Source organism: Microcoleus sp. B4-C1, from assembly GCF_036705285.1.
GTDB lineage: Bacteria > Cyanobacteriota > Cyanobacteriia > Cyanobacteriales > Microcoleaceae > Microcoleus.
Genome location: NZ_JAUBUC010000008.1, coordinates 107,874 through 122,672 on the forward strand (window position 1 = coordinate 107,874; position 14,799 = coordinate 122,672).

The 14,799-nt window shown below is 45.6% G+C and carries 16 protein-coding genes; 6 read left to right on the forward strand and 10 right to left on the reverse strand.

The annotated features are described in order from the left end of the window. Positions 1 to 120 precede the first annotated feature (120 nt). Complete coding sequence (locus QUB26_RS05275; RefSeq protein WP_333317036.1) at positions 121 to 1,794, forward strand: methyltransferase domain-containing protein; 1,674 nt, start codon at positions 121 to 123, stop codon at positions 1,792 to 1,794. Positions 1,795 to 1,869: 75 nt separating this feature from the next. Continuing rightward, a complete protein-coding gene (locus QUB26_RS05280; protein ID WP_333317038.1) occupies positions 1,870 to 2,739 on the forward strand; it encodes a calcium-binding protein in 870 nt (289 codons plus the stop codon). Between the two features lie 10 nt (positions 2,740 to 2,749). Here the strand turns inward: QUB26_RS05280 and QUB26_RS05285 are convergent, their stop codons facing one another. From QUB26_RS05285 to QUB26_RS05300, 4 genes are all read right to left on the reverse strand, one after another. Then, positions 2,750 to 2,887 (reverse strand): hypothetical protein, encoded by a 138-nt coding sequence (locus QUB26_RS05285; RefSeq protein ID WP_333291147.1) that lies wholly within the window; start codon positions 2,885 to 2,887, stop codon positions 2,750 to 2,752. A gap of 21 nt (positions 2,888 to 2,908) precedes the next feature. Next, complete coding sequence (locus QUB26_RS05290; RefSeq protein ID WP_333317040.1) at positions 2,909 to 3,718, reverse strand: MOSC domain-containing protein; 810 nt, start codon at positions 3,716 to 3,718, stop codon at positions 2,909 to 2,911. Between the two features lie 172 nt (positions 3,719 to 3,890). Continuing rightward, positions 3,891 to 4,190, reverse strand: a complete 300-nt coding sequence (locus QUB26_RS05295; protein WP_333237267.1) for a putative quinol monooxygenase — start codon at positions 4,188 to 4,190, stop codon at positions 3,891 to 3,893. A 406-nt stretch (positions 4,191 to 4,596) separates the two neighbouring features. Next, on the reverse strand, positions 4,597 to 5,274 hold the full coding sequence (locus QUB26_RS05300; protein WP_333237265.1) for a hypothetical protein: 678 nt from the start codon (positions 5,272 to 5,274) through the stop codon (positions 4,597 to 4,599). A 280-nt stretch (positions 5,275 to 5,554) separates the two neighbouring features. Here QUB26_RS05300 and QUB26_RS05305 point away from each other — a divergent pair, with 280 nt between their 5' ends. Next, a complete protein-coding gene (locus QUB26_RS05305; RefSeq protein ID WP_333053342.1) occupies positions 5,555 to 6,034 on the forward strand; it encodes a hypothetical protein in 480 nt (159 codons plus the stop codon). A 118-nt stretch (positions 6,035 to 6,152) separates the two neighbouring features. Here the strand turns inward: QUB26_RS05305 and QUB26_RS05310 are convergent, their stop codons facing one another. Further along, positions 6,153 to 6,656 (reverse strand): hypothetical protein, encoded by a 504-nt coding sequence (locus tag QUB26_RS05310; protein WP_333237263.1) that lies wholly within the window; start codon positions 6,654 to 6,656, stop codon positions 6,153 to 6,155. Between the two features lie 427 nt (positions 6,657 to 7,083). Between QUB26_RS05310 and aroA the strand changes: the two genes are divergently transcribed. Further along, entirely contained in the window at positions 7,084 to 8,439 is a 1,356-nt protein-coding gene (gene aroA / locus QUB26_RS05315; RefSeq protein ID WP_333237261.1) for a 3-phosphoshikimate 1-carboxyvinyltransferase, read from the forward strand. A 187-nt stretch (positions 8,440 to 8,626) separates the two neighbouring features. Here aroA and QUB26_RS05320 read toward each other — a convergent pair whose 3' ends face one another. Next, entirely contained in the window at positions 8,627 to 9,064 is a 438-nt protein-coding gene (locus tag QUB26_RS05320; RefSeq protein WP_333237259.1) for a CAAD domain-containing protein, read from the reverse strand. 196 nt (positions 9,065 to 9,260) lie between these two features. After that, a complete protein-coding gene (locus QUB26_RS05325) occupies positions 9,261 to 10,268 on the reverse strand; it encodes a 2-hydroxyacid dehydrogenase (RefSeq protein WP_333237256.1) in 1,008 nt (335 codons plus the stop codon). 244 nt (positions 10,269 to 10,512) lie between these two features. Here QUB26_RS05325 and QUB26_RS05330 point away from each other — a divergent pair, with 244 nt between their 5' ends. Next, positions 10,513 to 11,517 carry an ion transporter gene (locus QUB26_RS05330; protein ID WP_333237254.1) on the forward strand — a complete coding sequence of 335 codons (1,005 nt, stop codon included), beginning with the start codon at positions 10,513 to 10,515 and terminating at the stop codon, positions 11,515 to 11,517. 97 nt (positions 11,518 to 11,614) lie between these two features. Here the strand turns inward: QUB26_RS05330 and QUB26_RS05335 are convergent, their stop codons facing one another. The 3 genes from QUB26_RS05335 to QUB26_RS05345 form a co-directional block, all read right to left on the reverse strand. Further along, positions 11,615 to 12,349: an ABC transporter ATP-binding protein gene (locus tag QUB26_RS05335; RefSeq protein ID WP_333237252.1), complete on the reverse strand. Its 735-nt coding sequence runs from the start codon at positions 12,347 to 12,349 to the stop codon at positions 11,615 to 11,617. A gap of 135 nt (positions 12,350 to 12,484) precedes the next feature. Further along, positions 12,485 to 13,141, reverse strand: coding sequence for an energy-coupling factor transporter transmembrane protein EcfT (locus QUB26_RS05340; protein WP_333237250.1), 657 nt, complete (start codon positions 13,139 to 13,141; stop codon positions 12,485 to 12,487). Next, complete coding sequence (locus QUB26_RS05345; RefSeq protein ID WP_333237248.1) at positions 13,134 to 14,063, reverse strand: energy-coupling factor ABC transporter permease; 930 nt, start codon at positions 14,061 to 14,063, stop codon at positions 13,134 to 13,136. The genes QUB26_RS05340 and QUB26_RS05345 overlap by 8 nt, the downstream gene beginning before the upstream one ends. Between QUB26_RS05345 and QUB26_RS05350 the strand changes: the two genes are divergently transcribed. Next, positions 14,063 to 14,197: a hypothetical protein gene (locus QUB26_RS05350; protein WP_333252564.1), complete on the forward strand. Its 135-nt coding sequence runs from the start codon at positions 14,063 to 14,065 to the stop codon at positions 14,195 to 14,197. The genes QUB26_RS05345 and QUB26_RS05350 overlap by 1 nt on opposite strands. Positions 14,198 to 14,799: the final 602 nt, after the last annotated feature.

Consider the following 14,799-nt stretch of genomic DNA (forward strand, 5'->3'; position numbering starts at 1 on the left):
GACAAATGTGCCGATCGCCATTGTATACTGGCATCGCAATGCTAACCTTCGGCTGGTGGTCTGTCGGCATGGGTTGCTCTGTTTTATTTTACGATCAACTAATCAGGAATTTTAGACAAAGTGATCGATCGCGTCAACCACGACTTATTGAAGCTGCTACCGCCGGATGCTAAAGTCATTGTTGAAATTGGCTGCGGTATGGGCTCGACGGGCGAACAGTACAAGCTGATCAATCCCCATTGTCAGTATATTGGCATTGAATGCGATCGAGAAAAAGCTAAAATTGCAGTCGATCGGCTAAACTGGGTGACGGTAGCCGATATTGAAGAAATTGCTCTCGAAAGTCTCGACATCGCCCCAGGAACCGTCGATTGTTTGGTTTTTGGCGACTTGCTACCCTATCTCAAAAACCCTTGGGAAGTGCTCAAGCAGTACAGTGGTTTGCTGAATCCAGAGGGGCAAATTCTCGCCAGAATCCCTAATGTTCAATACTGGCGGCGAATTGTCAATCTGTTGCGGGGACAGTGGGAAAATCCCGACAACAAGATGCAGCACTGGTTTACCCTAGAAAGTATTAAATCACTATTTGCTCAAGCCGGATTGCAGGTTTATGAATTTCAAGGGAAGGGACACAAAACCGAAAATTTTGTCCAGTTTCAGCAATTGCTGCATCCAATGGTACAGGCTTTAGAGCTAACATCGAGCAGTTTTGCTACGGAAACCGGTGCTGAATATTATATCGTGCGATCGACCAAATCGACCCTACCTGCGCGCAGACTGCTGATTCAGACTATCATTATGGCTCCTACAGGGTGCGATCGTGTGCGAGTTTTGGAACCGGACAAATTTAGCGCCACAATTCCCGGTGTCCGCACCGTATCCGGCGTGAAAACAGCAGGATTAATTCCCCCGCTGCCGGAAGAAGAAAAAGTCTTCATCTGGCAGCGGACAATCATGCAATATCCCGCGTACATTCCCCAACTCAAAGAACTCCTGCAACAAGGCTATTTAATAGTAGCTGAAATTGACGACAATCCCATCCGTCGCCGCGAATACGCCGACAATAATTACCTCAGCTATCGCGGCTGTCACTGCGTTCAAACTTCGACAGAACCGCTAGCAAAAATTTTGCGCCAATACAATTCAAATGTTGCCGTATTTCCCAATCAATTAGCTTATCTACCTCCGCCGCGAATTTATCCGGCAGAAGATACAGTCACAATTTTTTTTGGTGCACTCAACCGCGAAAAAGATTGGCAGCCGATTATGGCAGCAATCAATCGAGTTTTAGTCGCACAAAAGCACCGGATTCGAGTTAAAGTAATCCACGACAGCAAATTTTTTGAAGCCTTGAAAATACAGCAAAAAGAATTTGAACCATTTTGCAGTTACGAACGGTATCAAGAAATTATGTACAGTTGCGATATAGCTTTGCTACCGCTTGTTTCCAACCCGGTTAACGAAACAAAATCCGACTTAAAATTTATTGAATGTGCAGCGCGGGGAGTAGCGGTGCTGGCAAGTCCCACTGTGTACGAACATTCCATAGTCGAAGGTGAAACCGGATTGATTTATAGATATGAAAAAGAGTTTGAAACCAAACTAAATTCGCTGATTTCTGACACTTCTCGGCGCCGGGAAATTGCCGCGAATGCTTACGAATGGGTGCGGGACAACCGCTTACTGTGTGGGCACTACCGGCAGCGGCGAGATTGGTACTTAGAGATGCGAGACGAGTTGCCACGTTTAAATGCTGAGTTGCGCGATCGCCTGCCGGAGTTATTTGGTGACTAAGTGCGGTAAGATTTATAGGGTTATTGTGCGATCGTTCTGTTTTATTGTTTAATTTCTAATTGTTACTCCACACCAATGCGAATTCTATTCACTATTGCTCACTTTTACAATCCCAGTGGCGACGGGAAACACGCTTCCCAGCGAAATGATCCGCAACCACGACTAAATGCTTTAACCGCTTGCGTGACATCGCTGCAAGCTTTGTACGGCAAATCTCAGTCCATGATTGACATTAGCGAATGTGCAACTATCCCAGCAAATCAATCTCAACAGCACGAAATTGACATTGTTGTTTGCACTACTCAAGGTTATCATCTGTTGCCTCAACTGCCAGTGCAGCCCAGATGTTTTATGCACCACGCTACAAAATGTGAACCGCTGCTGTTGGGGTTTGAGTGTCAAGCAGTTTTGCGAGCGTGTCTTAACAAATACGATTATTTCTGTTATTTGGAAGATGATTTAGTTCTGCATGATCCGTGGTTTTTTAGTAAATTAACGTGGTTTACGCATCACGGAGGAAATGGGAATTTGCTGCAACCTAATCGCTACGAAATAGCGCCTCAAGGCGCGGTTTTTAAAGCATATATTGATGGTGATTTAGCAGCAACAGCTACTGCTAAGTTTCAAAATGTGGAGGAGCAGCGGCAGTTAAAGGGAAAAATCATGGAACAAACAGTGGCTTTTGAGCGGGCGTTGAATCCTCATTCCGGCTGCTATTTTTTAAATGCGGAACAGATGGCACACTGGGCTAAGCAGTCTCATTTTTTAGACAGGGATACTAGCTTTATCGGCCCGCTGGAAAGTGCGGCGACTTTAGGAATTATGCGGACTTTTAGAGTTTATAAGTCAACTCCTGCTTATGCTAATTTTTTGGAGATTCAACATTTTGGCACGAGTTTTCTGAACTTGATTGGTAATAAGGTGAGGGTGCCGGAAGCAGAATGAGTTAAGATATTCAGGTAAGCTGCAATCCTTGAGAGGTGCATCTCACATCTTGCACCATTCTCAGGAACAGCCAAGATATTCTCATGAACAGGCAAGATGCCTGTTCCACAAATAATGAGTTTTCTTGTGGGGAGTAGGGGTTGGGCATCTTGCCCGCCCGTAAGTCCTACTATTTTACAGCAGTCAAAACATCGCCGATTTTAACTGTGCCGCTGTTGATAATTTTGGCTAAAACTCCTGTTTGTGCGTGGCCGAATTCCTTTTGGAGTAAACTGAGTAGGGAAATATCCCGATCGCCCGTTTGTGGATTCACTTCTATATTGACACAGCGACCGATTCGTGCTGTAACTTCTATGAGCGCCGTGCCTAATTGAAACTGTTTTCCGATCAACTCAAATTCAGACCAAGCTGCCATACCTTCTAGCACAATGTTCGGGCGAAAGCGGCCCACGTCAATGTTTTGAACAGCGATTTCTGTTAATTGGTCTAATGTGGCTTGACTGAGTAAAGAAATGTGTACGGGTTCTCGATCGGGATAACGAGTTTCGCCGCTGCTGTCGCCGACTAAGTGCAAAGGTGCAAACTGCGGGTGTCTCGCTTCTTTTGTGGGTTCAATTGCCGCCAGATATTCTGTGAAAAAAGTGCCGATGCGATCGCGCCCCGCTGCTGTGTTCGTTTCTGCAGATAACACTTCAACTCCTTGACGTTTGACTGTTAAAACGGTCGTTTCCGGTTGATAATCGCATTCTAAAGCTGCTAACAGAGGCCAATCGTTTTGGACAGCAAAATTTTTTTTGCTCATCCAAGGCACATTGTCAGCAGGCATCTTTGCAGCTTCCAGATTATCTGCAAACATTAAGGCAAAAGCTCGATCGCCCTTAATTCCATGTCCTGCTGTTAAAGCAAACTCGGACATTTCTTGCGGTGTCAGCCCTTTAATTGGATAAATAAATAACTGTTTTATTGTTGCAGATATCATAAATTTTAGGAATTTACTACACTTTTAAATCTCACTCTTATCCCCCCCTTTTTGTAGGGCGGTGCCCCCGTGCCCGCCCCTTTTGTAGGGGCGGTGCCCCCGTGCCCGCCCCTTTTTTGTAGGGGGTAAAAGCTATTTTATAAACCTTAATCAAATTGCGATCAAAACCTGATTAAGCTAGCAATTCATAGCGGCGGATATCTGGAGGCCCAACGGCCAAACCGTCTAATTTCTGCACGGCGTCTTGAATGTGAGTTGAACCGAGATGTAGTTCGAGCAAATCTGCACTTTCCCACTCTTCAACAAACGTAAAATCTGTGGGATCGGCTTGATTTTGCAGGAGTTCGTATTTGATGCAGCCTTTTTCTCGGCGAGTTGGTTCTATAATGCTCAGCAGCAGAGATTTAAGTTCTGCTACTTTGTCGGGAAAGGCAGCGAGGCGGGCAACTACTCGCAAGGTTGGTTGGGACATAGGAGAAAAAAGTCACAGATAGGACGATCGAACTTACCGATTTTTACTTGGCAAACTCAGCAAAACACGATTTTACTTAAAATAACCTAAAGAGATCGAGCGGTCAATCGATTTTAGATTTTAGATTTTAGATTTTAGATTAAAGAATTGCAGCATTGACTTGCGCGAGATAAATACGTTCGGCAAGTTTCATCGGATACAGGTTTTTTATTTCTGGGTTCTGAGTCTGCTTTCGGAATGAATCACGTGGCGGGTATCCTGGATGCTTTCGGTCAATCGCAGTAAAATCAGCCCAGGACGCGCTCAATTCTCAGAAACCAGGTTTGTTGCCAAATTATTCGTTACCAACCGCAGAGCGTCGTATAAACCGGGTTTATAGAGATATTTTGGCAAATACCGGAGGCACTCAATCTTTGGGATAAAATCGCTTGTTTTCTGTAGAATATTCCCAGGCGAGATCCTCCGGGTCTTTTTCGCGACTCCACTGAGCAAACTCCGGCTTAAGTTTCCACTTGCCGATCGTACTTGCGTGAACTTTGAACCTGCGGGATAGTTCCGTCTGGGTAAAAGAGATTTTGGGCTTTTGAGGAGTCTTGGTTTGAGCAATGGGGAATAAATTTGGTTTTTTCTCTTGTGTTTTTTCCCGATTTGTGGGAGGCTCTTGAACAGCTATTGCCGCATTAGCTGTTTCGCTTTGATTGACAGTTGGAGCTATTTGAAAATAATACAAAATTCCGCCTTGTTCCGTCACTTCAAAATCTGCGGCAAACTCAGAGGCTCGTTCGTCGAGATACTCTTGAACCTTTTCTCCGGGGAGTTTCGCATTCATCGCCAAATCCAAAGCCGTAACTCGCCCTTGATTTTCCTTGATCAACTTATAGAAAACCGAGTCTAAATGAGCGAGTTTGTGTTTTTGCTGCTGGTGGTAGAGCTTGTAAGCCCAAGCAATGCCCGCTGTGGTGGCGATCGCCCAAAACATCCTTCCCGACTCGAAACTGGCAACCGCCGTCAAGGAAATAGGCAAAAGCAGGGTAAGATATCCCCAAATGCTTCCCTTCTTTAGGTTATTGCTGTTTTTGACCATAGTTCCTAAACAGGTACGTAGTTTAGCTTAGTAGAGCGTGTCTGAATGCCGCGAAAGTTGTTCGACAGTCGATATATCGATCGGCCCGCTGACACACCCAAAAACGGATACTGTGCCGCGTTCACTCGCCTTGTGGACAATCCCTAATTTTAGACCAAAGTTCCAGCTCCTTTGATTCAATGTCGCAAGTAAATCGAAAATCGAAAATCGAAAATCGAAAATCGAGTGACGCACTCTACGACAAAATCCCAGAATCTACTTTTTTTGCAACCGAGGGTTCATGTACTTTTTTCGCAAACAGATTGCCATCCTGCTGATAGTTGTTGCTTGCTGTACGCTGACGATTAGTTGCAGCGAGAGTCGAACTGTCCAGTGTACTAAATTTACTGAAATTGTCAACAAAGGCAACGCTCTCATTGATGTTGATAAAGACAGCAACGATGCTGCAACTACCGACAATTTAGCTAAAAATTTGAACCTGATAGCGAATGAACTTCAAGCTCTGCGAATAACAGATCCAACCCTCAAAGAAATTCAGGAGCCATCGGTTAAATCCTTCCAGGAAATTAGTCAAGCACTCGGCGACATAAGCAAAAGCCTTCAGGCTGGAAATCTCGCTTCTACAAGTATAGAAGGTCGAGAGCAAATCCAAACAGCTCAAGCAGATATTATTAGAGCCGGCCAACAGGCGAATCAAGCAGCCGCAAATCAAGACGCTTTGACTAGCAAACTGATTAATTATTGTAAGGGCGATCGCTAAAGGCTAAGAGTTTTGAATTTTGAGATGGCCACGCGAACCCCAACAACCCACGGGGGGTGAAGGAATTTGAGGAATGCGTCGCCTTCACCTACTATCTACCGCTTTGCAATTACCCAATTTAGTGATGAATTTCTAGATTCAAAATATAGCGACCGAGTTGCACTTTCTCCGACCACAACTCGTATTCTAACTGCAAGTGATCCGGTTCCGGCTTTCCTGTCAGCGTCAAGTTGCGAGTGAAGTTGCGGAGTCGCAACTGTTCGGGAGTCGCCAGCGATTCGCCCTGAAGCCAATAACGGCTCAGGCCGTACATTCCTCGTTCCCAGCAGTGGCGGTAACTGTATTTGCCGTTTCCTTGCATGGTCATAATGACTCGATAGGGCGAAACTTCTAGCCAGAGCAACCGGGGTTTTGTAGTTGGGGGTAAGATTGTAACTTGCTCGGCAGATTCGTTGGAACCGTCGGAAAATTCGCGATCGATTATTGCTGGTTCATGCAACAACAAGTGAAAGCGCTCGCGGTCTTTTTGATAAAGCGTAGCAGCGGTTTCAACGACTGACCACAAAGGTAAATCTGTGGAGACGAGCGATAAACTTACAGGCTTGCGGTGATGGGTCAGCATAAATAAAAGTTTAGGAGTTGTGGTGGATCGGGCAGTTTGAGATTTGAGATTTTAGACTTTAGATTTTAGATTGGCTGGGTTCCAAATTCCGGAGCTTTTGCTTAACAAAATGAAAAATCTACAACTCGCAATCGAAAATCTAAAATTGTTTAGTCACAATTCAATCATCTGGTCGATAACTCAGAGCTGGAGATGAAATCTAAGCAGATACACGGATAATATTTGTGAAATTAATGTAAAATCCGTGCCGTTGCGTCCGCACTCCTGTGTCATCAAGAACTGACAGCGGAGTCTCCGGGCGAGTTTAATCAGCTTTTAAGTTAACCGGACACATTGGGAAAAAACCCGCAGGCCGTACAAAAGACGACTGACTTAGGACTGGGAAAAAGGTAGGATAGCTAACGCCATCCAATCCTAGTTTATCTCAATGCAAGCTGACATTATAACTACTACGCTTCTTGACAAAAGCCAAACTTTAAGCATTCAAAAACCGGCATCGGGCTTGTCGCTGGTCGGGAGGATTCGAGTTCCCGGCGATAAGTCGATTTCTCACCGAGCTTTGATGTTGGGTGCGATCGCCCAAGGTGAAACTACTATTGAGGGACTGCTCCTAGGAGAAGACCCCCGCAGCACGGCTAAATGTTTCTCGCTCTTGGGAGCCAAAGTTTCTGAACTCAACGCGGAACGGGTGACAGTCACGGGCGTCGGAATTGGCGAGTTAGAGGAGCCTGTGGAAGTCTTGGATGCGGGTAATTCCGGCACGACGATGCGGCTGATGTTGGGAATTTTAGCCTCTCATCCGGGGCGTTTTTATGCGGTAACGGGTGACAGTTCTCTGCGATCGCGCCCCATGTCGCGCGTCATTAAACCGCTACAACAAATGGGAGCGCAAATTTGGGGCCGAAAAAGTAATTCTTTAGCTCCTTTAGGGATACTAGGACAGCAGTTAAAACCGATTCACTACCATTCTCCGATCGCCTCGGCTCAAGTTAAATCTTGCATTTTGCTCGCCGGTTTGATGGCAAGCGGAGAAACTACAGTCACAGAACCCGCTCTGTCGCGGGATCACAGCGAGCGGATGCTGCGAGCGTTTGGAGCCCAATTGAGCGTCGATCCAGAAACTTGTAGCGTGACAGTCACTGGGCCGACACAACTGCGAGGGCAGAATGTGATTGTACCGGGGGATATTAGTTCGGCGGCATTTTGGCTAGTAGCTGGGGCGATCGTCCCGGGTTCCGAGCTCGTAGTCGAAAATGTCGGCGTCAACCCAACTCGTACAGGCATTTTGGAAGCTTTGGAAATGATGGGGGCCGATATTGAACTGCAAAATCAGCGAGAGGCGGCTGGGGAACCGGTAGCGGATATTTTGGTTCGTAGTTCCGGCCAATTGCGGGGATGCACCATTGCTGGCGACTTAATTCCCCGACTGATTGACGAAATCCCGATTTTGGCAGTAGCGGCCGTCTTTGCATCGGGTACTACAATAATTCGAGATGCGGCCGAGTTGCGGGTCAAAGAGAGCGATCGACTGGCCGTGACTGCTGCCGAACTCAACCGCATGGGAGCCCAAATTTCCGAGTTACCCGACGGTTTAGAAATTACCGGGGGAACTCCTTTGACCGGCGCGGATGTTGACAGCTACACTGACCACCGAATAGCGATGAGTTTGGCGATCGCAGCCCTCAACGCCACAGGTATTACTAACATTCACCGGGCAGAAGCTGCTGCCATTTCCTACCCAGACTTTACCGCCACTTTGCAACAAGTTTGCCATCCAAATTGAGAGCGGGATAGTGGGATAGTGGGAGAGGGGGAGAGGGAGGAGTCCGAGATTTGGAGAGGGGAGAGCGGGAAAAATCCTCATTCTTCCTTCTTCCTTCTTCCTTCTATCCTTTACATCCGTTACATCCGTCGAGCGAATCCGTTGCCGAACTTCCCTCTTCCCTCTTCCTTCTTCCTTCTTCCTTCGTTTAAGAATCTTTACCTACAACTTGTTCTTTTAAAGAATCAATTTCCGTTAACAACTCTTGGCGATTAGAAGCCTTGAGCAGATACCGGTAAACAAACCAACCCGTATATCCCATGCCAATCAACTCAAAAACAGGAGCTACCAAAGGGACATCATTAAGAGCACCTAAAACTCCCAGCATTACCTTAATACTAATACCGCCTGCCAGAATTAAACCAACAGTTATGAGGGGCTTTTGGTAGTCAGCAAAAAAATTGGAGAGATAGGCTGGAAGTTCCGACAAAATTGTAATAACTTGGTCTTTAATATCTTGGAACTGGCTGGCCGTTGTTTCTGTGGTGGTCACTGTAGCCATGACCCCCGGTTTGTCCTCAACCAGATCTACTGTCACGACTTCAGTGATGGTTTGTGTCTCGTCCGAAAAGTTAGCTTGTGTCATTGAATACTTCCTCCGTTGTCAGGTAAAATTGCAGGCTGTGAATTGCTGCCAGTATAATTGTCCGGCAATTAGCACAGCATCCGCGCTGCAGGGACTAATTGATGAGACTAAGGCAGAGTTTCACAAATTGCAAGCAAAAATAACGATATGACTTGATTTTAAACAATTGCCTTCGCTGCCAAATCGGTCTTTTGACTCATTTTTTCACTTGAGCGAGGTCGATTTGATTCGGGCAAGGGCGTCCTTGTTCAAAGTCGGTGATATTGCCGATCGTGGTTTCGGCGATATTTTTCAAAGCTTCCTCGGTGAAAAAAGCTTGGTGTCCGGTAATCAGGACGTTAGGAAAAGTCAGCAAGCGCTGAAAAACGTCGTCTTGAATGACCTGATTTGACAAATCCTCAAAAAACAGATCCGTCTCTTGTTCGTACACATCTAAGCCGAGGTAGCCAATTTTACCCGACTTGAGCCCTTTGGTAACAGCTTTAGTGTCAATCAACTGACCGCGGCTGGTATTGATCAGCATCATCCCTGGTTTCATTTGCTCGATCGCCTCTGCACCGATTAAATGGTAAGTTTCCGGTATCAGGGGACAGTGGAGGCTGACAATATCAGAGGCGGCGAACAGTTCCGGGAGTGCGACGTATTCCATGCCTAGGGCGAGGCAATCTGGGTTTTGGTAAACATCGTATCCCAACAGGCGACACCCGAATCCGTGCAAAATTTGGGCAGTAATTGCGCCAATTCTGCCTGTTCCGACGATTCCCACCGTTTTGCCATGAAGGTCAAAACCCAACAAGCCATCTAGGGCGAAATTGCCTTCGCGGACGCGGTTGTAGGCCCGGTGGATTTTGCGGTTGAGGGACAAAATCAGAGCGACTGCGTGTTCCGCGACGGCGTAGGGAGAATAAGCCGGAACTCGGAGGAGAGTTAGATTTAAATCCTTCGCTGCTGCTAAATCGACGTGATTAAATCCGGCGGATCTCAGGGCCAGCAAGCGGACGCCTTTTTCGGCAATGCTAAGCAGCGTTTTCGCGTCCAAGGAGTCGTTCACGAACGCGCAAACGGCCGGAAATCCAGCAGCCAAAACGCTGGTTTCCAGGTTCAGACGCGGTTCAAAAAAAACTAAATCGTGTTTGCCGCCGACATTCGCTGCTTCCAGAAATGTGCGATCGTAGGATTTGGTGCTGAATACGGCTACCTTCATGATTTTTGCCTGCAAACCCAGTAATAGTTGGAAATTTTTTCCAGATCAACTCTAAATTTTACTAGAATACCGTTGCCCCAAACAACCCACTTTCCATGAGAAATATTGAATTTCGTAACAAGAGCCTCTCTGAAGAACACAATTTTTTAGCTTTAGGGCAACTCCTGCTTAATTTTTTGAATCTAATTGCTTAGACTGTAGTAAAGCGCGATCGTTAATTGCTAAATTTTTAGGACCAACTCAAATGCGTAAAAAAATCAAAACTATAATTTATGAAATTTTAGAAACCTCAGAAGCAAGCAATTTATACAGTTTAGCCGATGATGTTTTCATAACTTGTTTAATTCTGATCAACGTCGCAGCTTTTATTGCTTCTACTTCCCCCACATTGTCGCCAGAACACACATCGCTTTTGGTAAACATCGAAATTGTTTCCTCCTTAGTATTTACAATAGAATATATTTTAAGGCTGTGGGTGTCTACAGTCGATCGCAAATACAGCCACCCGCTTTGGGGAAGATTGAGATATGCTCTTACACCGCTAAGTTTGATAGATTTAATTTCGATCTTACCTTTTTACTTCTTGCTGTTATTTCCTAGTTTAAACTTCGTTAACTTAATTCGTGTTCTGCGCTTGTTGCGATTGCTGAAAATGAGCCGTTATTCAGAGTCAGTCAGAACTCTTGGAACAGTATTGTACGCTAAAAAAGAGGAGTTGATTGCCACTGCATTTGCAGTTTTTATTCTGTTAATATTTGCCTCTAGCATCATGTATTTTGTTGAATCCGAGGCACATCCCGAAGCTTTTGGCAGCATCCCCGATGCAATGTGGTGGGGAGTTGTGACATTAACTACTGTTGGTTACGGCGATATTTATCCAATCACTCCTTTAGGGAAATTGTTAGGAGCCATGTTAGCATTTTTGGGAATCGGAATTTTTGCATTACCTGCGGGGATAATTGCTGGGGGTTTTTCCGAGGAACTACAAAAGAGAAAGCAGGAAAAAAAGGCTGAAAATTTAGAGGAATTTGCGAATTGTCAATCGGTCAAAATGGTGGCCGAAATCGATGCTAGTTTTCAAGAAAAGCAAAGGGCGATCGCACTTCACATCGAAAGTTCATCAGACTTGATGAAAATGTGTGTTCAAACGGCGAAACAGAAGTTAGGAAGTGATTTTCAAAATGAACAAATTATTTGCGATTTAGCTATTCACCTGTACAATGAAGCCGTCCGCAAATTCGACCTGTAATTACAGATATACATTGCCTGTTATTGCTACCCCATCGTTACCATCGCTTGTAATTAGTAATGATTGCTTTATGTTATGAGTAATAGTCAATAGTTAATTACCAATCTGGTGGCAAATTGTAATATTCGAGAGTTGATTTGTCTGCCAGCAAATCTTGGGTTTTTCTGTCAATTTTTATCTCACCATCCGCCAAAACTAAAGCCCTTTGAGTCGTTTTTCCGATCCAATTCAAATTGTGAGAAGCGATCAAAATTACCTCGATCGGCAATTGGGACAAAACCTTAGCCAAGTGACGCCGCCACGAGGGATCTAGTCCGTTGGTCGGCTCGTCTAAGATTAAAATTGCCGGCTCTAATGCTAAAATTGCTGCCAAGGCTGCTAATCTTCTTTGACCTCCCGAAAGTTCGTGGGCCGAACGGTTGGCAAATTCTACTAAACCAAATTCGTCTAATAGGGCTAAAGCTCGATCGCGCGCAACTCCCGGCGGCACTCCGTAATTGCGCGGCCCGAACATGACATCCTCTAAAATAGTGGGCATAAATAGCTGGTCGTTAGCATCTTGAAAGCAAAATCCAATCTGCCTGCGCGCCTGGGATAACGTCGCCTCTTCCAACTTTTTTCCCTGCACTCTAATCTCGCCCGCTTGAGGGATTTTTAATCCGATCAAGTTTTCGAGCAAAGTGCTTTTACCAGCACCTGTCAGGCCGAGTAGAGCAACTCTTTCTCCTGGTTGCAAACTAAAAGAAATTCCCCGCAATATTGGCTTTTGATCGGGATAGCCAAATACTAAGTTTTCTACTTCGATTGTTGGCACAGATTTTAGTCTACTCAAGTTTTATTTGCCTCGATTTTAGGATTAAGAGTATTTAACCGCAGAGAGCACAGAGGGCGCAGAGAGGGGAAGGGAGAAGGCAAAAGGTAGAGGCATGAATTAATCAATTACCAATTACCAATTGCCCCTTCTAAATTACCACTTACCATAAGAAGCTATTGTTAATCCGGCTGCCATTACAATTGCTACTGTCAGCCAGAGTCGCTCTTTTGGTGTTGATTTTGATTCGGCAGGTAAAGCTCCTTGATACCCGCGAATTAGCATTGCTGCGTGTACTCTTTCTGCCCGATCGAGACTTCGCAAATAAAGCGCTCCGATCATGGAAGCACTGGCGTAGCGCAGCCATCCTCCGGTACCCGACAAGCCCCGGAGTTGGGCTGATATTTTCATGCGGTTGACTTCGGACAGCAGGATTTCTAAGTATTGTCCTGTTAAAAGTACAATTTCTTGCAAACCTGCTGGTAGGGGTAATCCTTTGAGGGCGATTCCGAAACTGTGGGGTGGCAAAGTTAGCAGAAAACTGTTCATAATTAGCAGGCAAATTAGGGAACGCAGCAACAAAAAACTGGCGCGTTCCCAACCTTGGGGCAGCACTAATAAGGACAGAAAAATCAATTCTGCTCCCAACAGTTGCGCTAGGGTTCGCACCGGAGCCCTGAGCCAAAACGACCAAAAAAGTGCGATCGCCCCATAAATTCCCAGCCACAGCCAAGCGCCTGTCTTCAGAAAACCCATGCCAATCACAATTGTGAGAGACACTCGCAATCGAAAAGGTATGGAGAGTTTAGACATCTTTAGGTTTTACCACCAACTGAGCAATCCCAAAAGCCGCGCCGAAGCTGAAGGCAGACCCTAAAAGTCCAGCAATGCTAGTACCAATAGGCTGTTCTTCTAATCCTTTAACTGTGTAATCTGCTAAAGGAGTGGGATTTTCGATCGCCACAGCTTCTTTATCTTTAAAGCCGTATTTTTCGGCTACCGCTTCTAACCCGTCAGGCCAACTTGAAGCAAATAGTGAAAGCACCCCGGAAATTAATAAAACTCCGATTACTGGCACTATCCATTTCTGCAATTGTGGCTGTTCTCCCGGCAGTAAATCCGGCCGCACTTTGACGAGATAAGTTAACACGCCGCCTGTAATTATCCCTTCGCCAATCCCAATTAAAATATGTACCCCTACCATTGCTGGCAATGCGATATTGAGTCCTACAGTACCAGAAATTGCCAATTGGATCGCCACACTAATCGAAGCAGCCACGACGCTGAGGCCAGCGGCAATACCCGCAGCTAGGGGCAAACGATTTCTAGAACCTCCCAAAAGTTGCTGCAATGGCTGCAACAGCCACCAGCCCACCCAAATGCCAACTAGCCCCATGTTAAAAATATTAGCTCCCAAGGCGGTGATGCCCCCGTCGGCAAACAAGACGCTTTGAATTATAAAAACTGTGCTCATCGCTAAAGTTGCCGCCCAAGGGCTCCCCAAAACGACGGATGCGAGCGCCCCTCCCAACAAGTGGCCGCTGGTGCCGCCGGCTACGGGAAAGTTGATCATCTGGGCTGCAAACACGAAAGCTGTGGTTAAGCCCATGATTGGGGCTTGTCGGAGTCCCAGACTGGCGCGGGTTCGATTTAGGGCAACTGCGATTGCTGCTGCGCTTGCTATGCCGGTGGCAATGGCTACTGGCGGTGAAAGAAAACCATCAGGTATGTGCATTGATGTATCCAAACGAGAGAAGTTCCAGCCCTTTAGTCAACTATTTTTTACAAAAATTTACTATCCCCTGTGGGGGTATTTCTGCGATCGAGCGATCGGGGGAGTTGCGGCGGGCGATCGCTTATGGGATATAGATTAGCGCCTCATGGGCAGAATTTCGAGGATGAGAAATTTTACATTAAATAATCCTGAAGAATTATTCGGATAACCGACCACCCGCACATTCAAGCTTTTTGATAAGAATTATCAATGTTTGTTTACAGATTCAACTGCCAAATGTATTTACCATCAAGCTCAAGCAAGAATTTAAAAAAAATATCAAGAAAAAACTGAAAATCCCTAATTGGTTTTATTCCCACTCTTGAGAAGAGCTTACATTAAATTTTTGACAATCAAGCATCCAGGATACAAGCCCCGGATTCATTCCGAAAGCAGAATCAGGACCCAGAAATAAAAAACCTGTATCCGATGAAACTTGCCGAACGTATTTATCTCGCGCAAGTCAATGCTTTAATCTAAAATCTAAAATCTAAAATCTAAAATCGATTGACTTTTCCCATCGCAATGTGGCGCGTTAGGGAACATCTCATATTTGTAAAAACACTTCTTCTGGCTCCTTCCTTCTTCCTCTTCCCTCCTGCCTCCTGCCTCCTGCCTCCCATTGGTAACAAGTTAGAACGGAGTAGATTTTGTCAATACCCCTTTATGTAGAAATATAATTGAATAATAATGATAA